The organism is Mycobacterium sp., from assembly GCF_036488105.1.
Classification (GTDB): domain Bacteria; phylum Actinomycetota; class Actinomycetes; order Mycobacteriales; family Mycobacteriaceae; genus Mycobacterium.
In genome coordinates this window covers 16,578-43,389 of record NZ_DASXHW010000109.1, presented here as the reverse complement: position 1 = coordinate 43,389, position 26,812 = coordinate 16,578, and the positions used below count along the sequence as shown (strand labels likewise).

Below are 26,812 nucleotides of genomic sequence, written 5' to 3'. Positions count from 1 at the left end.
AACGATCCCGTCCGACAAGTTTTGCAGCGTGAAACCAAAGTGACGTAAGTGATTTCAGGCGCGACCGACTAGCTGTCTGCTGAACGCAGCCGGCAGCGATCGAGCAGGATTTCGGCTAGCAGCGCGGGTTCGCTGATCATCAGGTCGTGGCAGGTGTCGACGGGGATCAGCGTCTGCACGCCGCCGAGCGCGGCGATGCTGCGTAACTGGATGGGGCGAAACAGGGCATGGTCGCGCAGCGTCAGGATCCAGGTCCGCGGAACGTCATCGGGCAGGTCGCTGCGATCGACCGGTTCGGTGATGATCGTCGCTGCCTCAGGATGAATCCGAGACAACGTGAACCGGCGCTGCTTGCGCGTCATGCCGTTGCAAAAGATCAATGCGCTCAGAATATTCGGCATTGTCCCCGGCGGCCTTCGCAGCCGAACCGCCCGACGCACATACCAGGCCAGCGGTCCGTTCAGCGTGTCGACGATCGCCTTGTCCTGCACTGGCAGACAGCATGCCGCCAAGACCATCTCCCGCACCCGCGGGGAGCCCAGCTTGGTCACCATGCCGGGCACCGTCAGGCCGGCCAGCGAATGCCCGACGACTATCACGTCGCCGAGTCCGGCGTCTTCGATCTGCTCGACTGCCGATCGCACACAAGCGGCGATGCTCACCGTGGTCAGGTCGCCGGGTGTGGTGCCGTGGCCGGGCATGTCCACCGCTAGTACCGGCAGATGCGGCGCCCGCCGACGCAACTCGTCGACGGTGAGATCCCAACAATCCGCCGAATGCTGGCCGCCGTGAACGAGAACCAAGGCCGGCGAATGCACGGGTGTCCTCCCCGGAGGCGGCAGCTATGCCACTGCGAAATCGATGATGCCGCGGACGATTTCACCGTTGAGCAAGTCGGCGTAGGCATCGTTGATGTCGTCGAGACGGTAGCGCTTGGTGATCATCTCGTCGAGCAGCAGTTGCCCGCTCTGGTAAAGCTTGGCCAGCCGGTCGATGTCGGCCTTTGGGTTGCATGAGCCGAAGATGGTGCCGGCCAGCGTCTTGTTCATCAGGATGAATTCCTGCAAGTTGATCTTGACCGACTGGGTCAGCTGCGAGGTCATCCCGGTGAGCACGCACGTGCCGCCCTTGCGGGTCAGTGCCACTCCGTCGCGGACGTCTTCGCGGCTCATCAAAGACGGCGATACCACCACGGCATCGGCCATCACGCCGTGCGTCAGACCCCGCACCAAGTCCATCGCCTCCTCGGCCGATCCGGCGCTGTGCGTCGCGCCGAACCGCAAAGCCGACTTCTGCTTGAACTCAACGGGATCGACGGCGACGATCTGTGCGGCCCCGTTGATCCGGGCGCTCTGGATGGCGGCCGTGCCGATGCCGCCGACACCGATCACCACGACGGTGTCGCCGGCGCGCATGTTCGAGCGGTTGGAAACCGAGCCGTAGCCGGTTGGGATGGCGCACGACAGCAGCGCACTGGGCGCCAGCGGAAGGTGTTGCTCGATCTTTACCAGCGAATTGGTGGACGCCACAGTGTGTTCGGCGAAGGTCCCCACCTTGGCGAGGTGGCCCAGGTCCCGGCCGTCGGCGGTGTGGTGGCGGAACGTGCCGTCCGTGGGCATGCCCGGGATCATGGTTCCGATTCCGGCGTCGCAGATGTATTCGGCTCCGGTTGCGCACCAACGGCATTGACCGCAGACGGCGACGAACGACATCACCACGTGGTCGCCCGGGGCGAACTCCGTGACGCCCTCACCGACTTCCTGCACGATGCCCGAACCCTCATGCCCACCGATGGTGGGGAACATGGTGGGCAACCCCATGGAACGCATGACCTCATTGGGCGCCGACATGTCGCCTTTGAGGATGTGGTCGTCGGAATGGCACAGCCCGGCGGCGGCCATCTTGACCAGGACCTCGCCGGCCTTCGGGGGATCCAACTCGAATTCCTCGACAGACCACGGGCCCCCGACGTCGTGCAGGATTGCGGCGCGGCTTTTCATGAAACTGGCGTGAAGCTCACGGGAAGCTTGTTGGGAGACCGGAAGATCGGGCCGACGATTTTGGTCTCCTCGCCGGTCCCGTCGTCGGCTATCAGAGCCAAGTCCGGGGCCCGGTCCAACAGGCTGTTCAGCATCACCCGGGTTTCCATCCGGGCCAAATGCATTCCGAGGCACATGTGGATGCCGCCGGCGAACGAGATGTGCGCTTGGCGAGGCCGGCGGATGTCGAAGATGTTGGGGTCCTTCCAGCGGCTCTCGTCCCGGTTGGCCGACCCCATACACAAATCGACCTGCGCGTTGGCGGGAATGGTGTGGCCGCCGACCTCCACGTCCTCGGTGGTGGTGCGCATGACCATGACGAGCGGGGTCTCGTAGCGCAGTCCCTCTTCGATCGCCGCCGGTATCAACGACCGGTCCTGCTGGACCATCGCCAGCTGCTCGGGGTGGGTGAGTAACAGGTAGAGCAGGTTGCCCGACGACCGGTAGGTGGTCTCCAGGCCGGCGGGCAGCAGCAGCCGCAGGAACGCGATGATCGCCTCGTCGGTGAGCTTCTCGCCGTCGATCTCCGCGGCGACGAGATCGCCGATAATGTCGTTGGTCGGCTTCTTGCGACGCTGCTCTACCTGGTCGAGGAAGTAGCCGTGCAACTCGTTGGCCGCGGTCAACCCCGCCATGATGTCGGTCTGGATCGAGATGATGTCCATCGACAACCGACGGAACAGGTCAAGGTCCTCGCGAGGGAGCCCGAGCAGTTCGGAGATGATCCGAGTGGGGAACTCGAACGTCAGCGCCTTCACCAGGTCGGCGTGCCCGTCGTTCTTGATCTCGTCGATCAGCTGATCGCAGACCGGACCGATGACCGACGGCTCCCAGCGTTCCAGCGCGGTGGCACGAAATGCCTTGGCTACCAAGCTTCTATGGTCGTGATGCTCCTTGCCGCCCATCGCCAGGATCATGTGGCCCATCACCAGCCCGATTGTCTTGTCGTAGGCGGCGGAGGTGAAGACCTTGTCGTCGCGGAACGCCTGGAAGACGCCGTCGTAGCCGAACAGCACCCATTCGTCTTCCGGTTTCAACTCTGGCGGCATTAATTCGTGGTCCATTAGCGACCCGTGGAACACCGGATCGGTGCGCCGCATGTATTCGAAGTACGGATAGGGGCTGGTCTCGCCGGTGGTGTCCAGAGTGACGGGCTGGTCCCCAACATCAGGGCGTTCGGTGCGCAGCGTCATTGCCGCTCCTTCGGGGGCCGGGAATGTCGCTATCATAATATAGATAGCAACGAAGCCCAATGGCTTGTGGTGGTTACCGTAACGAGGACAGTATTAATCCGTGCTAGAACGCCGATTCGTGTGCTCCCTCGACGACCTACCGCCGGGGGCGATGAAGCTCGTCGACGTCGGGAAATTCGGCGTCGGGGTTTACAACGTGGGCGGCTCTTTGCACGCGATCGTCAACTACTGCTCGCACGAGGGGGCTCCGTTGTGTGAGGGGCTGATCGGCGGCACCAATGAGACCGCGCCCGACGAGCCCGACGGCCTTCGGCGCGTCAAGGATGGCCAGATCGTCCGATGCCCTTGGCATAACTGGGAATTCGATGTCACCACGGGTCAAAACCTTGCCGACCCCAAGCGCCGGGTCCGTACCTACGACGTCGATGTCGATCACGGGAAGGTGTACCTGACCGCATGATCATCGACACGAACGTTCAGCCGCATTTCCGCTATAACGCCGAAATCAGGCGCTATCTACCCGCCGCCCACAAACTGCGTTCGATCCCCGACGTGGAACAACAGTGGTATCAGGCGCCGGGGGGAAACTACCGGCAGGACCTGTACGGCGAGCACTACCCGGGGTCAGACCCCGAGACCGTTGCCCGCCACCTGTTCGACGATGCCAAGGTCGATTTCGCAGTGCTGAACCCGTTGACCCGAGGCAACATTGCCGACTATCTACTCAACAGCCGAATCTGTGCCGCGGTCAACGACTGGCTGCTGGACCGGTGGCTGGAACCCGATTCCTCGAACCGGTTCCGCGGCACCATCCGGGTCAACCCCGAGGATCCCAAAGGTGCGGTCGCCGAGATCGAGCGTCTTGCCGCACATCCCAAGCTGGTGCAAGTCGGTGTTCCGATGCAGTCTCGCGAGCCCTACGGCAAACCGATGTTCGAGCCGATCTGGGAAGCCGCTGCGGCGCACGGGCTTCCGGTCGCCGTGCATATCAACGGAGGCAACGGCGTCGACTATCCACCCACCTTCGCTGGCCACGCCGACACCTATCCCGGCTACGCGGCCTTCATGCCACTGAACTACTTCGTGCACATGGCAACGCTGATCATCGAGGGCGTCTTCGGCCGCCACCCCGATCTGAGGTTCGTGTTCGCCGACGGTGGTTACGACATCCTGACCCCGCTGATGTGGCGACTGGACACGTTCTGGCTGTCGATGCGCGATCAGACACCCTGGGTCGACCGCTATCCCAGCGACTACCTGCCCGCTCATGTCCGGTTCTGTTCGTCGGCTTTCGACGGGCCCACCGATGCCGGTCAGATGCAGCGATGGATGGAGTTCTCCGGCAAGGCCGAACTGCTGATGTACGGATCGGGCTACCCTCATTGGTCTACGTCCTTACCCGAGGAGGCCGCCGGCGGTCTGGACAGCGCACAACGCGACAACGTGTTGTGGCGAAACGCCGCCGAACTTTACGGACTCGCCGCACCGGCGGAAGGGAGCATCCGATGACCACGATCGAACGGGTCGACCCGCACACCGAGCACGACGAGATCGCGGTGGCCGTCGTCGACACCGATGTGCACCCGATGCCCGTCTCGACCGACGTGCTCAAGTCGTACGCGCCTCCCGAATGGGTAGACAAGATCTGGCCAACCGGCCGCGAGGTCACACCGGTGCCGCACTTCTACGACACCCCCGATTCCTACAAGACCAACTCGATGCGGGTCGACGCGGCCCCACCCGGCGGCGGTTTCGCCGGCACCGATCCCGACTACGCCGCCAAACAACTGCTGCTCGACGCCGGGGTCAGCATCGCCACGCTGGAACCGATGTGCGATGCACAGCTTCCGCAGGCCGAACACGTGCTGAAGTCGACCTACAACGACTGGCTCGCCGACGTCTGGCTGGACCGCAACAACGCCCACGGTCGCTGGCGCGGATCGATCAGCGTCAGCGCGCAGGTGCCCGGCTTGGCGGCGCGCGAGGTAAAACGCTGGGCCGGCCACCCGTACATGGCGCAGGTGTTGATGACGCCGCAGACACGTGGAATCCCGTTCGGCAACCCGCATTTCGACCCCCTGTACGCGGCCGCATCGGCCAACGGACTACCGGTGGCCACCCACTTGATGGGACAGACGCCGTTCGAGCTGATTCCGCTGTATCCGGTCGGCAACCCGGCGCACTGGCATGACTTCTTCGCCTCGTGGCCGCTGCTGTACGTCTCGCATCTGATGAGCCTGGTGTTCGACGGCGCCTTCGACCGGCACCCCGATCTGCGGGTGGTGTTCGTCGAGGGCGGGTTCACCTGGGCGATGCCGGTGATGTGGCGGATGGACCGGATCTGGGAAGCCCGTCGCGCCGACCTTCCGCACGTGCGTCGCCGGCCGTCGGAATACGTCCGCGAACACGTCCGGTTCACCACCCAGCCGCTGGAAGACGCCGACGTCAAACAGTTCCGCGAGTACCTGGAGATGATGGACCTCGGCGACAACCTGATGTTCTCGACGGACTATCCGCACTGGAGTTACGACGCGCCGACATACGCGATCAACCGATTCCCGGCGGCGCAGCGTGAGCGGATCATGCGCGGCAACGCCACCGCGCTGTACGGGCTGCCGTCCACCGTCAAAGCACTCCCCGGGGAACGACCGGCCGTCGATGTCAGTTTCGAGTGAGGCGCGGATCGGCCCCGATAACTGGAGTCGCGTCAGGGCAGTAGGCGGTAACCAAAACCACGGGTCGTTTCGATCGTGTTAGTACCAAAGGGGACATCGATCTTCCGGCGCAGATTGCGCACGTAGACTTCCACGATGTTGTCCGGACCATCGAAGTGCCAGTCCCAAACACCTTGCACTATCTCGGTCTTCGTCACGACAGTGTCCTTCTTGCGCATGAGGTATTCGAGCACGCTGAACTCTCGGGGCGTTAGCGAAATGCACGTACCGCCGCGCGTGACCAATCGTCGGGATGGATCGAGGGTTAGGGTGCCGGCGGTCAGTACGACGGGACGCTGCGGAGCCCCACGCCGGACCAATGCGTACAGCCGCGCGATGAGCACCCGGAATCGGAACGGCTTCGTGAGGTAGTCATCGGCTCCGAGTTCGAATGCGTCCGTCTCGTCGTACTCACCGTCCTTAGAGGTGAGCATCAGGACCGGTGTCCAAACCTCGCGTGCGCGTAGCTGTCGGAGCACCTCATACCCACTCAGCCCAGGCAGCATGATGTCCAACACGATCGCGTCAAACTGCTCCTCCGAGCCGAGCCATAAGCCGTCAGTTCCGTTGGTTGCCGTGACCACCACGTAGCCCGCAGCCCGCATGCCCTTGGCCAGAGTGGACGCCAGGCGCCGCTCGTCTTCGACTAGCAGGATCTTCATTCTCGCTTCACTTGGACTCGTCTGAGGGTGTCGATGGTCGAAGTTGTCTCCGGAGGCGGTTGGGCGGAACCGGCGCTGCGACTTGAGATAGCGTATTCGCTTCGGAAGGCGTCGCCATCATCGAGCGCACACACTGGCCCCATCCTGGCGGCTGGAAAAATTCTCCGTCCAGTGCATCACGACCCGTCCCGCGCATCGACATTTGTCCGAAGGTCCATCGAACTGACCGCTTCGCCTGCGCTTTCGCGTCGGCTACGGCGGATGGCTAGTAAGACCCAGATGCCGATCGCCATGGAGACCACGACGGCGATGGCGAGGCTGGGACCGTGCAATGCGCGTTCAGCCCTGTGCCAATTCGCACCGATGCCGTATCCGACGATGGCCAGTACCGCGGTCCACGGCAGGCAACCGGCCGCCGTGTAGAGGCCGAATCGCACAGGAGACATCTCGGCGATACCGGCGGGAAGAGAGATGAAGGTTCTGATGCCTGGCAACAGCCTCGACCAGAACACCGCCGATGCTCCACATCGATCGAACCAGTCTTGGGCTTTGTCGATCTCTCGAGGTCGTACCCCCACATAGCGTCCCCAACGGCGCAGCCCGGATCGGCCACCGTGCTTGCCCATCAGCCATGCAAGATAGCTGCCTACGACGTTGCCGAATGTGCCTGCCAAGATCACCGCCGCCAGGCTCGGATGCGGGCCGCTCTCGGCTCCCGCGGCTAACGCTCCGGCGAAGAGCATCGTCACCTCTGACGGCACCGGGATACAAGCCGATTCGGCTGCCATCAGCACCAAGACTGCCAACAGTCCGTAGGTCGCGATCAGATCCTGCACCGCGTGCCCTTCTCGTCGCGATGGGCCCTTCGGCTCAAGGGTGATCGAGCATCGCTGAAGTGACGCTGAAGGTGCAGCCGCCGACATCAGAACCTTCAGCGGTGCCTCGCTCATTGCCCCCGCTCGAGCCGGCAATCACCGCCGATGTGTGTCTTGCCACGCGGCGTACTCTGACGCGGCCTCCGACACCAGGAGAACCCCTCTGGGATCGACAAGCAACCCTTAAGGTTTCATCGTGAACAGCAGTGCACATGCGGCCAAGGCCGACCACCCACGAAGGTGGTCCGCACGGTCCTACAGGCTGCGCCCTGCCAATTGGGGAATCTCGACACGCTCGGCGATCGTCTGTGCATCGGTGGTGCTGGTCGCCAGCCTCGTTACCGGCGCGGGACTTCTGTTTGTCTTGAACCGATCACTGCTGTCCAGCGTCGACGATGCCGCGGCGGGACGGGTTCGCGACACAGTCGCCGCCCTCGGTTTCGAACCCGCCGCCGACCTCGACAACAGCTTGCTCGCCGGGGATCAACGCATACGTGCGGTCCAAGTCATCGGCAGCGATGGCAAGGTCATCCGACGATCGGCATCCGCACCGGATACACCCCTGCTTCCGGTGAGCTGGTTCGGTATGTCGCTTCGGGCCGGGATCTCCGACGACCTCTCGCCCAACAACGACATGCGCTTGAGTGGCCAGACCGCTCACACCGCGACCGGCACTTACACCGTCATCGTCGGTGCCGGCAGCGAATCCGCCGAGCACACCGTCGCCACGGTAGCGCTGCTGTTGGCGATCGCTGCAGCGATCATCACCGGCGTGGCGGCAATGGCGAACTTCCGCTTGGTGAAACGTTCCCTGCGCTCGGTGGAGGCCATCCGGTCGCGCGTCTCCGAAATCTCCGCATCCGGGCTTTCCCAACGCGTACCGGTGCCACCACAAACCGACGAAATTTCGGCGCTGGCGACGACGATGAACGAAATGCTCGCACGCGTTGAATCCGGCCACGACGCGCAACGTCGGTTCGTCGGCGATGCATCCCACGAACTTCGCAGCCCGTTGGCCAGCATTCTCTCAGCGCTCGAAGTTGCGCAGGACTATCCGGAAGCCCTCGACGACGAGCTCACCAGCGGAACCCTCATCCCAGAGACACAACGCATGCAGGCACTCGTCGAAGACCTCCTGCTGCTCGCGCGTGCCGACGAACGCGGACTCGTTCTGCGGAACGACGAAATAGACCTCGACGTCTTAGCCGAAGCCGAGGCGGATCGGCTCCGACACGAGACCGACTTGGACATCCGTCTGCACACCGAGGCTGCGACGCTCACCGGCGATCTTGGCGGCATCGCCCGAGTCTTGCGCAACCTGCTTAACAACGCCGTTTGGTACGCCAAGTCGACCGTGGAAATCGTGGTGAAGCACCGCAAGACCGCAGCCGTGCTCAGTGTTGCCGATGACGGGCCAGGAATTCCCGCCCAGGACAGGACTCGGGTCTTCGACCGGTTCGTCCGGCTGGACCCCGACCGGTCCCGCGACGGCGGCGGTACGGGCCTCGGACTGGCAATTGTCGCCGAGATCGTCGCATCCCACAAAGGAACCGTCAGCATCGACGACCGGCCCGGCGGCGGAACGATCGTGACCGTAACCCTGTCATCGGTGAAGTGAAAGATGTAGCGCCGCAAATGAAACGAATCGTGCCCCCGACATCTCGTGCCATCCTCAGCGCAGATTGGCCAATAACGTTGTCAATGTCTCTATTTGGGCTCTTGGGTCGGGCCTGATGGTGCGCAGTGCCTTGAGCGCCGCGTCGATCTGACCGTCGAGTATCGACCACGCATTGGAGTTCATCGGCTGCAACGTGGCCTGATCGTCATCCCACGCGGTCTCGAGGTCTCTAATCCGGTGGGCGGCGCCGACCCGATCACCGGCCTGCACCTTCGCCAAGGTGTCGTGCGTGATCTCCCGGAACTTCGCGATCTCCCCCGGCGGGAACGTGGCGCTGGCCTGCGTTGGTAGGGTGCCCGATGCCGGGGGTGGACTGACCTCCTCCTCACTGCCAGCCGTGGCAGCGGTGTGCGGCTGCCCGGCCGCCCAGACGAGCAGCACAACGGTGGCCACGGCCACGACCGCGTAGTAGCCGAGCATGGCCTTCTCCCGCGCGGGACGGCTGACGACGGCCGAGGCGTCATGGCGGTGAGTTGCCTCGATTACGTCGGCCCGCGACAGCGTGAGGTAGCCGACCGAGCCGAAGATAGCGACGAGGAAGATCACACTGGTGATGCCGTAGCCCAGCCCGAGCCCACCATCGCCGACGGGGGAGGCGAACCAGTCACCCAGGTTGGCGCCCAGCGGACGGGTCAGGATATAAGCGAGCCAGAAGGACAGCACGGCGTTGGCGCCAAGGCGCCAACCGACGATGATCATAACGATTAGGCCTGCGGGCAACAGGACTGAAACGCCGCGTTCCCAACCGGTGAGTTGCAGTGTCCAGTCGCCGACAGCCGTCCCCAGCGCGAAGGTGACCAGGACTGCCAACCAGTAGAACCGTTCACGCGGCACGGTGACGATGCTGTGGATCGACAGCGTTCGTTCCCGGGCGAACCACACGCCGAACACTGCCGCCAAGACCACCGCGAAAACGCTCGTGGTAGCCGCCAGCGGTATCCGCAGGCTGTCGGTGAGGATGTCGGTGTAGAGCGTACCGGCCACGCTGAGCACGACGACGGTCAGCCAGTACACGACGGGCACATAGCGGTTGAGACGCAACTGGATTCCCAGTACGAGGGCGAGCGCGACACTGAAGATGAGTGCGGTGATATTGAGGCCTAAACCTAAACCCACATTGATCCAGTCCGCGAAACTCTCACCAACCGTGGTGCAAAGGATCTTGATGATCCAGAACCAGATGGTGACTTCTGGGACTTTGCTCAGCATCACGCGTCGTCGGCGGCCCGCTTTGGGTGCTGTGTCGGTCACGCGCTCGACGGTATAGACCACATGCTGAACCGACGCTGAAATGAATGGCGGCCCTTCGCACCGATCACCTGGCGTCCTGCGGTCCGCTAGACCGGATCGAACTTGGTGATCAGCCAGTCCCCGTGCACCTTGGTCAACGACACCAGCACGCTGCTGGACGCCATCGCCGGATCCGGCCGTTCCTTGCTGGTGGTCACCTGGTTGACGAAGACCAGCACGACCGCCGAATTCGGGTGCAGCTCTGAGGCGGCCGCGCCCACGACCTGAGCGGTGGTCGCCACCGCCTTGGACTGGGCGGCCGGCGTCACGACCTCTTTGGTGAACTGGTCGTAGTAGTTCAGGAAGTCGCCGGTGAGGTGCGACCTGGCCGCGGCGAAGTCCCGATTGAGGGTGTCGGGCTTGTAGGACAGCAAGGCCACGGTGCCATCGCGGGCCGCGTTGATCGCGCTCTGTGCGACCGCGGGGTCGGTCTGCGTATCTGGCCGAAGCTGGGTGAAGTACAGCCATCCGGTCAGCCCACCGGCCGCCAGTAGGCCCAACACCAGCGCTACCGGAATGAGCGGGATGGTGATGAGGCGTCGCCGGGCCGCAGACGAGCTGTCGGCGCTGTCCGTGGCCTTGTCGATTTCGGCCGCGGCCGAGTCTTCGTCTGTGTCATCGGTCGCGGTGTCGATCTCGGCCTCGTCGGTGGGCTCGACGTCGGGCGCGGTTTCGTCGTCGGCGCTCACAGCACGAACTCCACTTTCGACAGCTTCAGCTGATCGCCGTCGTGCACCACCGAGACCCGGAACCGGAACGTCCGCGGTTGATCCTTGGCGCCGGCGATATTGGTGACTCGCTCGTTGGCCAGCACCAGAACGACGGCGGAATCGTTGTTCATCGACTCGACCGCCGCGGCCGACACCGATCCTTCGGTCACTGCCTTGGAATCCTTCACCACCGACTCGAAATCCTCTGCACGCTTTTGGAAGTCATCTCTGAATGCGCCGGTGGCGGTGTCGAGTACGCGCTGGACGTCTTCCTTGGCCTTGTTGAAATCCAGCGACGTCAGGTTGACCACACCTTGCCGGGCGGCGGCGATGTAGGCCGCGGCGCGCTGCCGCTCCTGCACGACGTTGTGGTGATGCCAGCCCATCCAGCCGCTGACTCCGAGCAATGCGCAGATGGCGACAACCGCGGCGATGGTCAGCGCCACGGCCAACTTCGGCGCCCGTAGCCGGCGGCGGGCCGGCTCGGGTTCTGCCGTGTCGGTCGGCGCGGGGGCTTCCGCAGTCTCCACGGTCTCGGTGGCCTCGGGCGCTTCGGAAGTCTCGTCGGCCCTTTCGTCGGCGTCGTCGGCGTCCGCGGTGGCTGCCTCGGCCTCTTCGTCAGCTGTTGCCTGCGCTTCGCGCCGCAACTTGATGGCGAGAGCTCGCGCGCGGGCGGCTGCGGCGAGCGCCTCAGCCTCAGCGGCTTCGGCCTCGGCTTGCTCGGCCAATGCGAGCGCGTCCGCCTTCGCCTTGTCGGGATCCTGCGGCCCTTTTCCCGGGTCAGCCATGGCGACCGCGGCTCCTCAACGTCATTATCGACTGAACTCCGGTATCTCTTACTGTATTGCTCATTGCTACCATCGGGTCACCAGCGACCACCGACTGGGACACACGCCGGGCCTTCATCCGCAACGGTGAAGGAAGGCCAGGAAGGTCTTAGCCAACATCATGACTGCCGTCGATTCCCCCGAAAAGATACTCTTCGCGTCCACCACCCAAGCATTTCTGCAAAAAGAGGTTCCGCTGACCCGGGTGCGGGAGCTGCACGCTCAAGGTGTCTCGTTCGAGCCGGACTGGTGGCAGCGCGCCGCCGAGCTCGGGTGGACGGCGTTGCTGGTCCCCGAGGAACTCGGCGGCGGCAGCGTCTCGGGCGACGGTGTGGCTGATCTGGCGATGGTCGCTGAACAACTCGGCAAGACGGTGGCTCCCGGCCCGTTGTATCCGGTCAGCACGGTGTTGGCCGGGCTGGTGGATTCCGCCGACCCGCAATCGCACGCGGCGACGATCGAGGCGCTGATCGCCGGGGAGACCGTCGCGTCGTGGGCGGTATACGAACCCGGGCAGGGTTGGGCACCCCATGAGCCGGCGCTCACCGCGACGGCGACCGATTCCGGTTACCGCATCGACGGTGTCAAAGACCGTGTGGAGGCCGGCGCGCAGAGCAGCCTTCTGCTCGTGGTGGCGCGGATCGACGACGGCGTACGCCAATTTCTGGTGCCGGCCGACACAGCGGGTGTGCGCATAGAGCCGCAGCAGTCGATCGATTTGGTGAAGCAGTACGCCCGCGTGCATTTCGACGGGGTCGAGATCGACCACAGCGCGGCGATCGACGGCACCGCCGAGTTGATCGACCGGCAAAGCCAGATCGCCCAGGTGCTGCAGTGCGCCGAAGTGGTCGGCATTCTGCAGACCGTTTTCGACTTCACTGTGGCCTGGGCGTTGGATCGGCACAGTTTTGGCCGCCCGCTGGCGTCCTATCAGGCGCTCAAGCACCGCTTCGCCGATATGAAGATGTGGCTGGAAGCTTGCCGGGCTACAACTTCCGCGGCGGTGGCAGCCATCTCCGACCGCTCGCCGGATGCCGCCTTGTCGGCCAGCATTGCCAAGTCCTACGTCGGGGAGATGTCCACCGAGATCATCCAGGCCTGCGTGCAGATGCACGGCGGAATCGGCGTGACGTGGGAGCACGACCTGCACGTCTACCTGCGGCGGGCTGCGCTGTATCGGTCCATGTTCGGGACGCCCGAAGAACACAACCTGCGGGTGTACCAGTTGCAGGAGGCGGGGCAGCAGGCGCCGAGGTCCGCCTGATGACCGAGACGTATCGCTCCGACGCTGTCGCCGAGCCCGAATCGATCGATGACTTCCGGGCTCGGGCGCAAGCCTGGCTGGCCGAGAACATGCCGCCCATCGATCCAGCGCACCCGCCGGCAGCTCATCGCGACGAGGAGCGTTGCTGGCTACGCGCTCGCGAACTCCAAAAGCGCCTCTATGAAGGCGGATTCGCCGGGATCTGCTTTCCGCGCGAGTACGGCGGCCTGGGTCTGGACTACGAGTACCAAAAGGCGTTCAACGACGAAAGCCTCAGCTATGAGATGCCGCTGATCCTCAACACGCCGACGTTCACCATCTGCTGCGCGACCTTGCTCGACACCGCCAGCGAGGAACAGAAGCGTCAGCACATCGGCGCCGCGCTGCGGGGTGACGAGATATTGGTTCAGCTGTTGTCCGAGCCCAGCGGCGGCTCAGACCTCGCGGGTGTGCTCACTCGCGCAGAGCGCGACGGTGACCACTGGGTGCTCAACGGCGCAAAGACGTGGAGCACCAGCGCATTCGGTGCCGATTATGGCCTGTGCCTGGCCCGCACCAATTGGGATGTGCCCAAGCACGACGGCCTGACCATGTTTTTGGTGCCGATCAAGCATCCCGGAATCACGTTGCGGCGCATCACTCAGCTGAATGGATCCACGGAATTCTGCGAGGAGTTCCTCGATAACGTCAATGTCGGTGACGATGCGGTCGTCGGCGAGGTCAACGACGGGTGGTCGGTGGCTTCGCGCCAGCTCTATCACGAGCGCCGCGCGGTGGGCATGGGCTCGGAATTCGCCAGCGGCAGCGGCAGCGAGGGCGGCCGATCGACCCCGGTGAACTACATGCGGCTCGCCGAGAAGACCGGACAAGCCGACAACGAACGAGTGCGCCAGATCGCCGGACGCGCACTGGTGCACCGGGCGGTCAGTGACCAACTGGGCGCCCACGTCTTCCGCAGCGTCAACGACGGCACGCTGCCGCCCGCCGCGGGTACGCTGCTGCGGCTATTTCACGCCGAGACAGTAACTTTGGAGATGGACGCCGGATTGGCGATCACCGGAACGGCGGGAGTCGTCGGCGCCGACGGGGAGGGCCTGGAGACCGGTCTGCGCTATCTCGCCCGACAAACGGTTTGTATTGGCGGCGGCACCAGCGAGTTGGCCCGCAACGTCATCGGCGAGCGGGTGTTGAATTTCCCTCGCGAGTACGCCGCCGACCGCGGCGTGCCGTTCAATCAGGTCAAGCACGGGAAGGTCGGGCGCTAAACCGTCCGCGCCAGCCGGTGCGTCAACAATTCGGCGAACCGCGCCGGATCTTCAGGCGCGTTACCTTCGGCGAGAAGTGCTGCACCATAGAGTAATTCGGCAGTTTCGCCATTCGCCGGATCGTCGCCGCGGTCTTTGTGGGCCTGCTGCAGGCCGGTGATGAGCGGGTGGTTCGGGTTGAGTTCCAACGTCCGCTTGCCGACCGGGATATCCTGCCCGGTGGCCCGGTAGATGCGGGCCAGTGACGGAGTCACGCCGAAGGCGTCCGTGATCAGGCAGGCCGGCGAGTCGGTCAGGCGGGTGGATAGCCGCACTTCCTTGACGTGCTCGCTCAGCGTCTCGGTCAGCCAGGTCAGCAGATCGGCGAAATCCTGTTCCTGTTCTTTACGTTCGGCCTCGTGTGCCGCCTTTTCTTCCTCGGAGTCGAGGTCCACGTCGCCCATGGCCACCGACTGCAGGGGCTTACCGTCGAACTCGGTCACCGATCCCAACCAGATCTCGTCGACCGTGTCGGAGAGCAGGAGCACCTCATAGCCCTTCGCTTTGAACGCTTCGAGGTGCGGCGTGTTCAGGATCTGCTGTGGTGATTCGCCGGTGGCGTAGAAGATCTGTCGCTGGCCTTCTTTCATCCGCCCGACATACTCGGCCAGGGTGGTCAGTTGCTCCTCGCTGTGCGTCGAGGCGAACGACGAGATCTCCAGCAGCGCCTCCTGGTTGTCGAAGTCCCGCATCAATCCTTCTTTGAGGACCTTGCCGAACTCGCCCCAGAATGTGCGATAGTCGTCCGGCCGCTGGGACTGCAGATCCTTGATGGTCGACAGGACCTTCTTGGTCAACCGCCGCCGGATCGCGTTGATCTGCCGGTCCTGCTGCAGGAGCTCGCGGGAAACGTTCAGCGACAGGTCCTGTGCGTCGACGACACCCTTGACGAAACGCAGATATCGGGGCATCAGCTGGTCGCAGTCGCCCATGATGAAGACGCGTTTGACATAGAGCTGCACGCCGATCGAGGCGTCCGGCTCGTACAAGTCAAGCGGGGCTCGCGACGGGATGAAGAGCAGGGCTTGATATTCGAAAGTGCCCTCGGCCTTCATCGAGATGACTTCGAGCGGCTCGTCCCAGGCATGGGCGATGTGCTTGTAGAACTCCTTGTACTCCTCGTCCGACACCTCGTCTTTGGGCCTTGCCCACAGCGCCTTGCCCGAGTTCAGCGTCTGGACCTCGGTGGTGACGGTCTCGTCGCCGCCGTCCTCCGAAGCGGGAGTGCGTTGCTCGACCTGCATCCGGATCGGCCAGGCGATGAAGTCGGAGTACTTCTTGACCAGCGTCCTGATCTTCCACTCCGAGGTGTAGTCGTGGATTGCGTCCTCGGCGTCCGCCGGCTTGAGATGCAGGGTGACCGATGTCCCTTGCGGAGCACCCTCGACGGTGGCGATGGTGTAGGTGCCATCGCCGCTCGACTCCCATTTGGTGGCCTCGCTGTCGCCCGCCTTGTGCGTGAGCAGCTCGACCTTGTCAGCCACCATGAAGGTGGAGTAGAAGCCGATGCCGAACTGACCGATCAGCTCCTCGGAGACGGCTGTGTTTTTAGTATTCTGCGCTTCCTTTAATTGCTGACGCAGCTCGGCGGTACCGGATTTGGCCAGCGTGCCGATCAGATCGACCACCTCGGCGCGGGTCATGCCAATGCCGTTGTCGCGGATGGTCAGGGTGCGAGCGTCCTTGTCGACGTCGATCTCGATGTGCAGATCAGACGTGTCGACGTCCAGGTCTTTGTTGCGGAATGCTTCGATTCGCAGCTTGTCGAGCGCATCGGAGGCGTTCGAGATCAACTCGCGCAGAAACGCATCCTTGTCGGAATAGACCGAGTGGACCATCAGGTCCAGCAGTTGCCGCGCCTCGGCCTGAAACTCCAGCTGTTCGACGCCCGAAGTCATGACCTGTCCCTCCACCAGACGGTATTCGAGGGCAGGCTACAGGATCGCGCCGTTGCGGCCACGGTCCACCGCCCACGACGCTGTCCACCTTGATGACGTCGGCGCCCCAGTCCGCCAACGCGACACCGGCAGCCGGAACGTATGTCCACGAAGCCAGCTCGATGACCCGGACGCCACTGGGCACGCCTGTCGTCTGGTCACCCTTTTCGGTGTCTTTTCTATTTTAGGTAGTATAGATACTATAGGTTTTCGTCAGCCTGTCCTGCAATGACGCAGCGCGTGGAAGAGAAGCAATGGAGTCGAACGCTCGTCCGGTCCTCATCGACGGCCGGGTCAGCGCACTTGCGGAGCCCACCGTGACGAACACCGACGACGATCCCCATGTCGAATGGCTTGAGCCCCAATGTAGGTCGCATTGTTGAGCGCATGAGAAGGGATCGGCTATGGGCAGGGTGACAGGCAAGGTCGCGGTAGTCAGTGGAGCCGCGCGCGGACAAGGGCGCTCGCACGCGCGGATGCTCGCCGCCGAGGGCGCCGACATCATCGCGATCGACTTGTGCGAAGACATCGAAACCAACAAATACCCGCTGGCCCGGCCGGAAGACCTCGACGAAACCGCTCGCCTGGTCGAGAAGGAGGGCCAGCGCGTTTTCACCGAGATCGCCGATGTTCGCGACCGCGCGGCACTGTCGGCGGCGGTCGACCGCGGCGTCGCAGAGCTCGGTCATCTCGACATCGTGGTCGCCAACGCCGGCATCTGTCCGCTGACGGCGGGCCTGCCGGCGCAGGCTTTCGCCGATGCCGTCGACGTAGACCTGGGCGGCGTGCTCAATCTGGTGCACGCCAGCCTCAAGCATTTGGACTCCGGCGCGTCGATCATCGTGATCGGTTCCAACGCCGCCTTCATGTCGTCGATGAACACCACCGGCATCGACGGCGGTCCCGGAGGAGCCGGGTACGCCTTCGCGAAAATCGCTGCCGCGCACTACGTCAACGACTTCGCACGTGCGCTGGCGCCGTTCTCCATCCGGATGAACGCGGTGCACCCGACGAACGTCAACACCGACATGTTGCACAGCGAACCGATGTACCGAGCCTTTCGGCCTGACCTGAAGAACCCGACCCGCGAGGATGCCGAACCGGTCTTTCCGCTGGTGCAGGCGATGCCCATTCCCTACGTCGAACCCGAGGACATCAGTGAGGCCGTGCTGTTCCTGGCGTCCGACGCGGCGCGCTACATCACCGGCCAGCAGCTCCGCGTCGACGGCGGAGGATTCCTGAAGGTGAAGCCGTGGTCGGGCGGCTGAGGCCCGGTCAATCACACTGCACCGCAAGCGAAATGGAGAGGTGAAGATGCCCAAAGGGATCATTTACCTGGAGACCATGCCGGTGTCGGCCGACCGCGAGGCCGAGTACCACAAGTGGTACAACGACACACATTTGGCGGAGATCTGCTCGGTCGACGGGATCGTCTCCGCGCGCCGCTTCGCGCCGACCGACAGCAACGGCCCGTTCATCGCCATCTACGAGCTCGACTGCGACGACCTCGACTCAGTGGTCCAACGGCTAGGGGAACTCGGCGCCAGCGGCAAGATGTCGTCGCTGGAGCTGCTCAACATGGACACACCGCCAATTCCCAAGGTCTACGGAGAGATTGGTTCCTACCCAAAGTGAGTCCGGCCGCCGGGGTCTCGGCAGAAGTGCACAAGCGCCTCTATGCGTTGATGGTGCTGATGAAGGCCGCCGACGACCGGCTCTCCAAGGGGATCGGCACCGGAGAGTTCATGTGTGTGTACTGGCCGTCGCGCGGTCAGGAGGCGATCGCCGCCGCGATGGGTGTCGCACTGCGGGCCGACGACCAGCTGGTGACCACCTACCGAGGACTGCACGATCTGATCGGCAAAGGCGTGCCGCTCGAAGAGATTTACGGCGAGATGATGGGGCGCACGACCGGCGCCAGTCGCGGTAAAGGCGGCACCATGCACATCGCCAAACCGGAGAACGGGGTGATGCTGTCGACCGGCATCGTTGGCGCCGGGCCGCCGGTGGCGGTGGGCCTGGCGATGTCCGCCAAACGCAAAGGACTCGATCGCGTCACCGTGGTCAGCTTCGGCGACGGTGCGACCAACACCGGCTCGTTTCACGAGGCCGCCAACATGGCAGCGCTGTGGGATCTGCCGATGGTCTTCGTGTGCCAGAACAATCTTTACGCCGAGATGACGCCTACCCGCGACACCATGAAGCTCGAGCACGTCGCCGAACGCGCGGCCGGCTACGGCATGCCGGGTGTGCGCGTCGACGGCAACGACCCCTTGGCGGTGAAATCGGTTCTCGACGAGGCGCTGCAACGAGCCCGCTCCGGCGGCGGTCCCACCTTCATCGAGTGTGTGACGTTCCGGTTCCGGGGCCACTACTTCGGTGACCGGATGCCCTACATCCCGAAGGAGCAGCTGGCCGCAGCGATGGATGCCGACCCGGTGCCGAGGTTCCGCATGCAGCTCGCCGAAGCGGGCATCTGCGGCGAAGCCGAGTTGGATGGCATCGACAACGATGCGCTTGCGACGGTCGAAGCAGCGCTGCACACCGTGATGAGTGCCGATTCCCCGACGGTCGACGAACTGGACCGCGACGTGTACGCAACCCCGATCAAGTTCCCGGTGTAATGGCATGGACGACAAAGAGATGACGATGCGCGAGGCGCTGAACCTCGCGTTGGATCAGGCGTTGCAGGCCGACGACAGAGTGTTCCTGCTCGGTGAGGACATCGCCGACCCCGGGGCGTCGGGTCCCACGGCGGGCCTGTCGACGAAGTACGGCCATGACCGAGTCTTGGACACCCCGATATCGGAGGCGGCGATCGTCGGCGCCGCGATCGGCGCGGCCATTGACGGAATGCGGCCGGTGGCCGAGATCATGATCATGGACTTCATCGGTATCGCCGCCGACCAGCTGATCAACAACGCCGCCAAGCTGCGATTCATGACCGCCGGGCGCACCACGGCGCCGATCACCGTCCGCACCCAGGTCTATGCCGGGCTGGCCACCGGCGCGACTCATTCGCAGAGCCTGGAGGCGTGGTTCATGCACATCCCCGGCATGAAGGTGATCGTGCCGTCCACCCCGCGGGACGGCAAAGGCCTACTCGCGTCGGCGATCTTCGACGAGGACCCGTGCCTGTTCGTCGAAACGATTCGGCTGCAGGGCAAGAAGGGGCTGGTTCCCGTCGACCCGGGCTTCAGGATTCCGCTGGGCCACGCCGACATCAAGCGGTCCGGCACCGATGTGAGCTTGATCAGCTACGGCCGGCCCGTGCACGACGCGCTGGCAGCGGCGGAGACCCTGGCCGGACAGGGCGTCAGCGCAGAGGTCGTCGATCTGCGGACCCTGGTTCCACTCGACGTCGACACGATCGTCGAATCCGCGCGCCGAACTCGCCGGGCCGTAATCATCCACGACGCAGTGCAATTCGCCGGCCCGGGAGCAGAGATCGCCGCGATCCTGCAGTCCGAGCTGTTCGGCGAACTCGTAGCGCCCGTCGAACGGGTCGCCGCCAGGTTCATCCCCAACCCCGCCGCGCCTGCGCTGGAGGCGACTGTGTATCCGTCGCCGGAGCGCATCGTTGCCGCCGCTCAGAGGACCCTGGACAGAGCGGAAGCCCATGGCTGACTTCATCATTCGCATTCCGCGAGTATCGGTAGCTGTCTCGGAGGCAGAGCTCACCGATCTGCTCGTTGAAGCCGGACAGCATGTGGACGAGGGCACGCCGATCTACGTGATCGCGACCGAGAAAGTGGAACAGGAAATCGAGGCCGGGGCCTCCGGCACCGTGCAGTGGACGGGCCAGATCGGAACTACCTACGACATCGGCGCAGAAATCGGCGTCATCACTTCACACGTCATCACTTCTTAGCGGAAAGGGTACGAAAACAAATGGATCTCAACGAGACCCGCGAAAGAATCATCTACCAAAAAGACGGGCCGATCGCGAAGATCACCCTCAACTGGCCCGAGAAGGCCAATGCCCAGGATCAGAAGCTGGCCGAAGAAGTCGACGCCGCACTACTTGATGCCGACCGCGACTACGACATCAAGGTGCTGGTGCTCAAGGCCAACGGCAAGGGATTCTGCTCCGGGCACGCGATCGGCAACAACGCCGTCGACTATCCGGCGTTCGTGGAGAACGCCATGGTGACGGGCCACCCGTGGAAGGCGCAGTCGGATCTCTTCGTCAAGCCAACCCTGAATCTGTGGGAGTTCTCCAAGCCCACCATCGCCCAGGTGCACGGCTACTGTGTGGGCGGCGGTACGCACATGGGCCTGACGACCGACATCGTCATCGCCTCCGAGGACGCCTACTTCTCTTACCCGCCCCTGCAGGGGTTCGGCATGCCATCCGGTGAATGTTCCATCGAGCCTTGGGTGTTCATGAACTGGCGCCGCGCCGCCTACTATCTGTTCACCGCCGAGGTGATCGACGCCAAGAAGGCGCTGGAGGTCGGCCTCGTCAACGAGGTGGTCAAGCGGGAGGACCTGGACGACCGCGTGGACGCGATCGCCCGCCACATTGCCCAGGCACCGTTGACGACGCTGATGCTCACCAAGGCCAACCTGAAGCGAGCCTGGGAGCTGATGGGCATGCGGGTGCACTGGCAGAGCTCCAACGACCTCGTCGCGCTGGCCTCGATCAGCAAGGATGTGCAGCAGCTGATCCAGACCGTGTTCAAGGACAAGGTGCTGCCGTCCGAGCATGCCCGGCGTCAGGCCGCTGCCGCCGCATCGAACGACGGCGCCTCGGCCACCTAGCCACTCGGGTCTGCTCGTGAACATCGTCGATCACGCGATCAGCGCCGGCCAGTCACCGGCGCTGATCCTGTCCGACGGTGGGGTGATGTCCTTCGGTGAGCTGCACGCCAGAAGCCGGCGGGTCGCCGCGGTGCTGCACGGTTCGGGGCTGCGCCCCGGCGACGGCGTGGCGCTGGTGCTGCCCAACCGGCCGGAGTTCTTCGAAATCACCTGGGGATGCCAGCTTTCCGGGCTCTACTACACCGCGGTGAACACCCATTTCACGCCCGATGAAGTCGCCTACGTGATCGACGACTCCGACGCCAAGGCGGTGTTCGTGGACGCGTCGATGGGCGACCTCGCCGCGCATCTGCGTACCGCGAATACCGCTGTCGACGTCCACATCGCGGTCGGCGGAAACCTGGCGGGCTGGCAGTCCTACGACGAGGCCACGGCGGCCGCAGGGGATGCGCCGCCAGTGACGGACGGGTCGGAGATGCTGTACTCGTCGGGCACCACCGGACGGCCCAAGGCCGTTCGGCGGCCACTTCCGACCGACGGCAACGGTTCATGGGCGCAGTCGGTCCTGGAGATGGCGCTGATCCACAAATACGGTATGAGCGCGGAGAACGTGTACCTCTCGCCGGCACCGATGTACCACGCCGCCGGGGTGAACTACACGATGGCGGTCAATCGTGTTGGCGCTGCGGCGATCATCATGCGCAAGTTCGACGCCGAAGACGTGCTGCGCTTGATCGAGAAGCACCGGGTGACGCATGCTCAGTTCGTGCCGACGATGTTCGTGCGGATGCTGAAACTTCCCGAGCCCGTTCGCCGGCGATACGACGTGTCCAGCCTGCGGTGCGTCATCCACGCGGCCGCGCCATGCCCGGTGGACGTCAAGCACCAGATGATGGACTGGTTCGGCCCGATCATCCACGAATACTACGGCGGGACTGAGGGATTCGCGGGCACGACGATCGACCCGGAAGAGTGGCTGGCCCACCCGGGCTCGGTCGGAATACCGATGTCCCCGGTGCATGTTGTCGGCGACGACGGAGAAGAACTCCCGGTCGGTCAGACCGGCGAGCTCTACTTCGAAGGCGGCCCGAAGTTCGAATACTTCAAGGATCCCGCCAAGACCGCGTCGGTCTTCAACGAGCACGGCTGGCGTTCACTGGGGGACATGGGTTACGTCGACGACGATGGCTACCTCTACCTCACCGACCGATCAACGTTCATGGTCGTCTCCGGCGGGGTGAACATCTACCCGCAAGAAGCGGAGAACTTGCTGGTGATGCACCCCAAGCTCGTCGACGCGGCGGTGTTCGGTGTGCCGAACGAGGAGTTCGGTGAAGAGGTGAAGGCGGTCGTGCAGCCGGTCGACGGCGTCGCGGCCGGGCCCGAGCTGGAAGCCGAACTGGTCGAGTATTGCCGAACACACCTCGCGGGCTACAAATGTCCGCGCACAATCGAATTCGACGCCGAGCTGCCGCGGGACCCGAACGGGAAGCTCTACAAGAGACGGATCCGCGAACGCTTCTGGCAAGGGCGCGCGTCACGGATCGTATGAGCTGACAAGGATGATCGGATGAACTCGCGAACTGACGTGAACTGGACACCGCTGCCGGTGCCGTTGGCCGTTGAGAGCCCGGACCGGATTCCCAAGCAGCGCTACTACGACCCCGCTTTCTACGCGCTGGAAGCCGAGCTGTTCTGGCCGCGGGTGTGGCAGATGGCGTGCCGGCTGGAGGAGATCCCCAAGGCCGGCGACTTCGTCGAATACGAGATCCTGGACCAGTCGATCATCGTCGTGCGACTCGATGCCGACACCGTGCGGGCCTACCACAACGCCTGTCGTCACCGCGGCGTGAAGCTGGTCGAGGGCAACGGCGCTCTTGCTGGGGCCCGGCGGACCTTCGTCTGCCCGTTCCACGGCTGGTGCTGGGGTATCGACGGTCGCAACACATTCGTGTTGCGACCCGAGGCCTTCGCCGAGGAGAACATGTCCGCTGACGACTTGCAGCTCGTCTCGGTCAAATGCGAGCTCTGGGGCGGATGCGTGTGGATCAACCTCGACGACAACGCCCCGCCGCTTCGCGACTGGATGGAACCCTTCGCATCGATCTACGACGCCTGGAAAGTCGAGTCGCTGCGTGTCGAGTGGTGGCAATCCTGCCGGCTGCCGGTGAACTGGAAGTTGGCGACGGCCGCGTTCATGGAGGGCTACCACGTCCCGCAGACGCACCCGCAGTTGCTGCCGTCGGCGCAGACCAGCACCCCGTCGGAAGCCGTGCATCCCATCGTCGCGAGCAGTCTGTACTTCATGCGCACGCTGGGCGACGGCATGGGTGGCATGACCCATGAGAACGACATCCGCATCGCCGAGGGCATGCAGACCATCGCGCTGCCCTCCGATCCGGCTGAGGCGCTGGCCGGTTGGCGCGGCGCCCTCAACGACGCGGTGGTGGCCTGGCATCGGGCGCGGGGAAGCGACATGCCCGACCTGAACGACCTCGTCCGACGGGGGATCACCGATGCGATCGGCTTCGCCTTCCCGCACCACTTCATCCTGCCCACCTACAGCAGCGCCTCGTCCTACCGGATCCGCCCGCTCGGCCCCGAGGAAACCCTGTTCGAGATCTGGTCGCTGACTCGGACGCCGAGCGACCTGTCCACCGGAAAGCCCACACCACCGGAGCCGTTGTCGCCGGACGATCCGCGCTGGCCGCCGATTCCGGCTCAGGACTTCTCCAACCTGCCGCGGCAGCAAAAAGGACTGCATTCCAAGGGCTTTGAGTACATGCGGTTATCAGACCAGATCGAAGGGCTGATCTCGAACTTCGAACGCGTCGTAGACGGCTTTCTCGCCGGCTTGCCGTACGACGCACTGGTACCCGCAATCCAGAAGACGAACACCACCATCGATGTACCGATCGCCGATCTCGGTTTCACCTCGGAGGCGCGATGACCACGCAATGGGACCGGTCAGTTGACCTGGTGATCGCCGGCAGCGGCGGCGGCGGCATGGTGGCGGGACTGGCCGCGCTCGACTGCGGTCTCGAGCCGCTGATCGTGGAAAAGCAAGCCCTGGTGGGTGGTTCGACGGGATTGTCCGGTGGCATCGTCTGGCTGCCCAACAACCCGCTGATGCGGGCCGACCGCATAGCGGATTCGCATGACGACGGCCTTGCCTATCTTGCCGACGTCGTGGGCGACGTCGGCGCGCCATCGTCACCCGAGCGCCGCGAGATGTTTCTGACCGCGGGCTACGAGATGCTGAACTTCTTGATTCGCAAAGGCGTGAAGCTCATCCGCTGTGAAGGGTGGAGCGACTACTACCCGAACCACAAGGGCGGCAACTCCGTCGGCCGCGCCGTCGAGGGCATTCCGTTCGACGCCGCGGAGTTGGGCAGCTGGAGTGACAAAGTGCAGCCGCCGCTGGCCAAGAACTACGGCTACGTGGTGCTGACCAACGAGCTCCGCTCGGTGCAGTATTTCAACCGTGCGCCAAGGGCTTTCGCTGTGGCGACCCGGGTGTTCCTTCGCACCGCCGCGGCGCGGATACGTCGGCGCCAGATTCTGACCAATGGCGCCTCGCTGATCGCTCAGATGCTCAAGGCGCTGATCGATCTCGGCGACGGACAGCCACCGCTGTGGATCAACGCCGCTCTTGCCGACCTCATCGTCGAAGACGGCCGAGTCGTCGGTGCGCGCATCGTCCACGACGGCACACCGCTGAACGTCGAGGCGCGCAGGGGAGTGTTGTTGGCCGCCGGTGGCTTCGGCCACAACGCCGAGATGCGGCAGCGCTACAGCGGCGATCAACCCAACGACGCCAAGTGGTCGATCGCCAACGCCGGCGACACTGGCGAGGTGCTGCAGACGGCGATGCGACTGGGTGCTAAGACCGATCTGTTGGACGAAGCATGGTGGTTGCCTTCGGTTTTCATCGCCAACGGCGGGGCAGTTGCCGCGTCGTTGGGCTCGGGTCGTCAACGACCCGGGGCCATCTACGTCGACTCGACCGGCAGGAGATTCTGCAACGAGTCGAACTCCTACGTGGAGGTCGGCAAGGCGATGTACGCGAACAAGGCGGTGCCGTGCTGGATGGTCTTCGACGACGGATACGTTCGGCGCTACGTCACCAGCGTCAACCCGCTGAAGCGCAACCAACAGCTGCCGTCCGAGCTGATCGATTCCGGTGCGGTCAAACGTGCCGACACCATCGAGGACCTGGCCCGCCAAACGGAGCTCCCCGCAGACGAATTGACGCGTACGATCCATCGCTTCAACCAGTTCGCGGTCAAAGGACTGGACCCCGACTTCGGCAGAGGACAGTCGGCTTACAACGACTGCCTGGGCGATCCGGGGTATCGGCCCAACGCCGCCGTCGGTCCGCTGGAAAAGGCGCCGTTCTACGCAACGAGGGTGCTGCCGGCCGACGTCGGGACGTGCGGTGGCGTGATCACCAACGAGCACGCACAGGTGCTCGACGAGAAGGATCAGGTGATCGAGGGCCTGTATGCGACCGGCAACACCACCGCGACGGTGATGGGCCGAACCTATCCGGGCGCCGGCGCGAGCATCGCCAGCTCAATGGTGTTTGGTTACGTCGCCGCTCGGCACGCGGCTGGGCGCAAGCTCGCCGGCGAAAAGAGCCGCTGAACCTGCGACGCCGAGCGTGACGCTGCAGTCATGTTCAGCCGCAACTGTGACTGTGCCGTCACGTTGGGCCGGGTTCAGCTTCGTCGCGGCCGACGAAATCCCGTGGCTTCAAACCCGATTGCATGAGTTGGGCCCGACGTTCCTGGACGTCGGAAGCAGCGCCGACCATGTTGGTCAGGATGTGGCTGACTTGCAGGTGCACCCGCATACCCATCAACTCGTAAGCGCGCTTCACGCTGTTCTTGACCGCCATCGACGTGGTCAACGGGATCTGGGCGATCTTGCGGGCCATCTCCTCGACGGTGTTCTCGAGATCGTCGCGGGGCACCACCTTGTTGAGCAGCCCCCACTCCAGCGCTTCAGCCGCCGACAGCGTCGGCGCCAGCAGCAGCCAGTCCATGGTGCGATGCCAATTCATTAGCAGCCACGGCTCGATCATGGTGTGCCCACCCGGTTCACCGAGGCTCTGGGCAAGCGGCATCTGAAAAAAAGCGTCCTCGGATGCCACGCAGAAGTCGGTCAGCAGGCCCAGATAAATCCCACCACCCATGCAGTAGCCGTGAATCTGCGAGATCGTCGGTTTCGGAAACTCCCACAGGTACAACGTCGGCCACAGAAACAGATCGGCGGTGCCTTTGTAGAGATCCTCGAACGTGTCCCCGAAATCGGGATAAGGATTCTCGTCGGGACCCCAGCGGGCCACGTGCCCGCCGCAGAAACCTTTGCCGTTGGCCTTGATGACCACGACTTTGATATCGCGGTCACGGTCGGCTTCGTGCAGGCAGGCATCGACCTCCTGCACCAACGTCGCATCCTTGGTGTTGGCCTTGTCGGGCCGGTTCAGGATGATCCGCGCGATCGGCGGTTCACGTTCGTAGATAACCGCTTCCAGAGTGCGCCGCTCCATC

The 26,812-nt window shown here is 64.0% G+C and carries 25 protein-coding genes and 1 pseudogene; 15 read left to right on the top strand and 11 right to left on the bottom strand.

Annotated elements, in window-relative coordinates:
• Positions 1–68: 68 nt before the first annotated feature.
• The 3 genes from VGH54_RS05930 to VGH54_RS05920 are packed head-to-tail and all read right to left on the bottom strand — an operon-like array spanning position 69 to position 3,232.
• Positions 69–818, bottom strand: coding sequence for an alpha/beta hydrolase (locus VGH54_RS05930; protein WP_331511006.1), 750 nt, complete (start codon positions 816–818; stop codon positions 69–71).
• Between the two features lie 24 nt (positions 819–842).
• Positions 843–2,000: a Zn-dependent alcohol dehydrogenase gene (locus VGH54_RS05925; RefSeq protein WP_331511005.1), complete on the bottom strand. Its 1,158-nt coding sequence runs from the start codon at positions 1,998–2,000 to the stop codon at positions 843–845.
• Complete coding sequence (locus VGH54_RS05920; protein WP_331511004.1) at positions 1,997–3,232, bottom strand: cytochrome P450; 1,236 nt, start codon at positions 3,230–3,232, stop codon at positions 1,997–1,999. The genes VGH54_RS05925 and VGH54_RS05920 overlap by 4 nt, the downstream gene beginning before the upstream one ends.
• A 100-nt stretch (positions 3,233–3,332) precedes the next feature.
• On the opposite strand from VGH54_RS05920, the gene VGH54_RS05915 reads away from it, so the two are divergent.
• The 3 genes from VGH54_RS05915 to VGH54_RS05905 are packed head-to-tail and all read left to right on the top strand — an operon-like array spanning position 3,333 to position 5,907.
• Entirely contained in the window at positions 3,333–3,692 is a 360-nt protein-coding gene (locus tag VGH54_RS05915) for a Rieske (2Fe-2S) protein (protein WP_331511003.1), read from the top strand.
• On the top strand, positions 3,689–4,741 hold the full coding sequence (locus tag VGH54_RS05910) for an amidohydrolase family protein (protein WP_331511002.1): 1,053 nt from the start codon (positions 3,689–3,691) through the stop codon (positions 4,739–4,741). The genes VGH54_RS05915 and VGH54_RS05910 overlap by 4 nt, the downstream gene beginning before the upstream one ends.
• Entirely contained in the window at positions 4,738–5,907 is a 1,170-nt protein-coding gene (locus VGH54_RS05905) for an amidohydrolase family protein (protein WP_331511001.1), read from the top strand. The genes VGH54_RS05910 and VGH54_RS05905 overlap by 4 nt, the downstream gene beginning before the upstream one ends.
• Before the next feature lie 32 nt (positions 5,908–5,939).
• On the opposite strand, the gene VGH54_RS05900 is transcribed toward VGH54_RS05905, so the two are convergent.
• Complete coding sequence (locus tag VGH54_RS05900) at positions 5,940–6,608, bottom strand: response regulator transcription factor (protein ID WP_331511000.1); 669 nt, start codon at positions 6,606–6,608, stop codon at positions 5,940–5,942.
• 176 nt (positions 6,609–6,784) lie between these two features.
• The gene (locus VGH54_RS05895) at positions 6,785–7,444 is read right to left on the bottom strand and encodes a DedA family protein (protein WP_331510999.1); all 660 of its coding nucleotides are present in this window, start codon (positions 7,442–7,444) and stop codon (positions 6,785–6,787) included.
• Positions 7,445–7,745: 301 nt separating this feature from the next.
• Between VGH54_RS05895 and VGH54_RS05890 the strand changes: the two genes are divergently transcribed.
• A complete protein-coding gene (locus VGH54_RS05890; protein ID WP_331511019.1) occupies positions 7,746–9,101 on the top strand; it encodes a HAMP domain-containing sensor histidine kinase in 1,356 nt (451 codons plus the stop codon).
• Positions 9,102–9,155: 54 nt separating this feature from the next.
• On the opposite strand, the gene VGH54_RS05885 is transcribed toward VGH54_RS05890, so the two are convergent.
• From VGH54_RS05885 to VGH54_RS05875, 3 genes are all read right to left on the bottom strand, one after another.
• Positions 9,156–10,412, bottom strand: coding sequence for a hypothetical protein (locus tag VGH54_RS05885; RefSeq protein ID WP_331510998.1), 1,257 nt, complete (start codon positions 10,410–10,412; stop codon positions 9,156–9,158).
• 86 nt (positions 10,413–10,498) lie between these two features.
• Positions 10,499–11,140 (bottom strand): hypothetical protein, encoded by a 642-nt coding sequence (locus VGH54_RS05880; protein WP_414688650.1) that lies wholly within the window; start codon positions 11,138–11,140, stop codon positions 10,499–10,501.
• The gene (locus VGH54_RS05875; RefSeq protein ID WP_331510997.1) at positions 11,137–11,949 is read right to left on the bottom strand and encodes a hypothetical protein; all 813 of its coding nucleotides are present in this window, start codon (positions 11,947–11,949) and stop codon (positions 11,137–11,139) included. Before VGH54_RS05875 ends, VGH54_RS05880 begins: the two co-directional genes overlap by 4 nt.
• A gap of 160 nt (positions 11,950–12,109) precedes the next feature.
• Between VGH54_RS05875 and VGH54_RS05870 the strand changes: the two genes are divergently transcribed.
• Together VGH54_RS05870 and VGH54_RS05865 are read left to right on the top strand one after the other, a co-directional pair.
• A complete protein-coding gene (locus VGH54_RS05870) occupies positions 12,110–13,252 on the top strand; it encodes an acyl-CoA dehydrogenase family protein (protein ID WP_331510996.1) in 1,143 nt (380 codons plus the stop codon).
• Complete coding sequence (locus VGH54_RS05865; protein ID WP_331510995.1) at positions 13,252–14,517, top strand: acyl-CoA dehydrogenase family protein; 1,266 nt, start codon at positions 13,252–13,254, stop codon at positions 14,515–14,517. The genes VGH54_RS05870 and VGH54_RS05865 overlap by 1 nt, the downstream gene beginning before the upstream one ends.
• On the opposite strand, the gene htpG is transcribed toward VGH54_RS05865, so the two are convergent.
• Positions 14,514–16,454: a molecular chaperone HtpG gene (gene htpG, locus VGH54_RS05860; RefSeq protein ID WP_331510994.1), complete on the bottom strand. Its 1,941-nt coding sequence runs from the start codon at positions 16,452–16,454 to the stop codon at positions 14,514–14,516. The genes VGH54_RS05865 and htpG overlap by 4 nt on opposite strands.
• Before the next feature lie 61 nt (positions 16,455–16,515).
• Positions 16,516–16,638 (bottom strand): annotated as a pseudogene (locus VGH54_RS05855) (CoA transferase); the annotation flags it as partial.
• Positions 16,639–16,897: 259 nt separating this feature from the next.
• Here VGH54_RS05855 and VGH54_RS05850 point away from each other — a divergent pair.
• The 9 genes from VGH54_RS05850 to VGH54_RS05810 are packed head-to-tail and all read left to right on the top strand — an operon-like array spanning position 16,898 to position 25,904.
• On the top strand, positions 16,898–17,761 hold the full coding sequence (locus tag VGH54_RS05850) for a mycofactocin-coupled SDR family oxidoreductase (protein WP_331510993.1): 864 nt from the start codon (positions 16,898–16,900) through the stop codon (positions 17,759–17,761).
• Positions 17,762–17,807: 46 nt separating this feature from the next.
• On the top strand, positions 17,808–18,128 hold the full coding sequence (locus tag VGH54_RS05845; protein ID WP_331510992.1) for a hypothetical protein: 321 nt from the start codon (positions 17,808–17,810) through the stop codon (positions 18,126–18,128).
• Between the two features lie 50 nt (positions 18,129–18,178).
• Positions 18,179–19,117, top strand: a complete 939-nt coding sequence (locus tag VGH54_RS05840; RefSeq protein WP_414688651.1) for a thiamine pyrophosphate-dependent dehydrogenase E1 component subunit alpha — start codon at positions 18,179–18,181, stop codon at positions 19,115–19,117.
• Positions 19,118–19,121: 4 nt separating this feature from the next.
• Positions 19,122–20,120 carry an alpha-ketoacid dehydrogenase subunit beta gene (locus tag VGH54_RS05835; protein WP_331510990.1) on the top strand — a complete coding sequence of 333 codons (999 nt, stop codon included), beginning with the start codon at positions 19,122–19,124 and terminating at the stop codon, positions 20,118–20,120.
• Positions 20,113–20,364: a biotin/lipoyl-containing protein gene (locus VGH54_RS05830; protein WP_331510989.1), complete on the top strand. Its 252-nt coding sequence runs from the start codon at positions 20,113–20,115 to the stop codon at positions 20,362–20,364. Before VGH54_RS05835 ends, VGH54_RS05830 begins: the two co-directional genes overlap by 8 nt.
• A 20-nt stretch (positions 20,365–20,384) precedes the next feature.
• Positions 20,385–21,257, top strand: coding sequence for an enoyl-CoA hydratase-related protein (locus VGH54_RS05825; protein WP_331510988.1), 873 nt, complete (start codon positions 20,385–20,387; stop codon positions 21,255–21,257).
• A 16-nt stretch (positions 21,258–21,273) separates the two neighbouring features.
• Complete coding sequence (locus VGH54_RS05820; RefSeq protein ID WP_331510987.1) at positions 21,274–22,809, top strand: acyl-CoA synthetase; 1,536 nt, start codon at positions 21,274–21,276, stop codon at positions 22,807–22,809.
• 18 nt (positions 22,810–22,827) lie between these two features.
• Positions 22,828–24,207, top strand: coding sequence for an aromatic ring-hydroxylating dioxygenase subunit alpha (locus VGH54_RS05815; protein ID WP_331510986.1), 1,380 nt, complete (start codon positions 22,828–22,830; stop codon positions 24,205–24,207).
• Entirely contained in the window at positions 24,204–25,904 is a 1,701-nt protein-coding gene (locus VGH54_RS05810) for an FAD-binding protein (RefSeq protein ID WP_331510985.1), read from the top strand. The genes VGH54_RS05815 and VGH54_RS05810 overlap by 4 nt, the downstream gene beginning before the upstream one ends.
• A gap of 58 nt (positions 25,905–25,962) precedes the next feature.
• Here the strand turns inward: VGH54_RS05810 and VGH54_RS05805 are convergent, their stop codons facing one another.
• A complete protein-coding gene (locus VGH54_RS05805; protein WP_331510984.1) occupies positions 25,963–26,811 on the bottom strand; it encodes an enoyl-CoA hydratase-related protein in 849 nt (282 codons plus the stop codon).
• Position 26,812 lies beyond the last annotated feature (1 nt).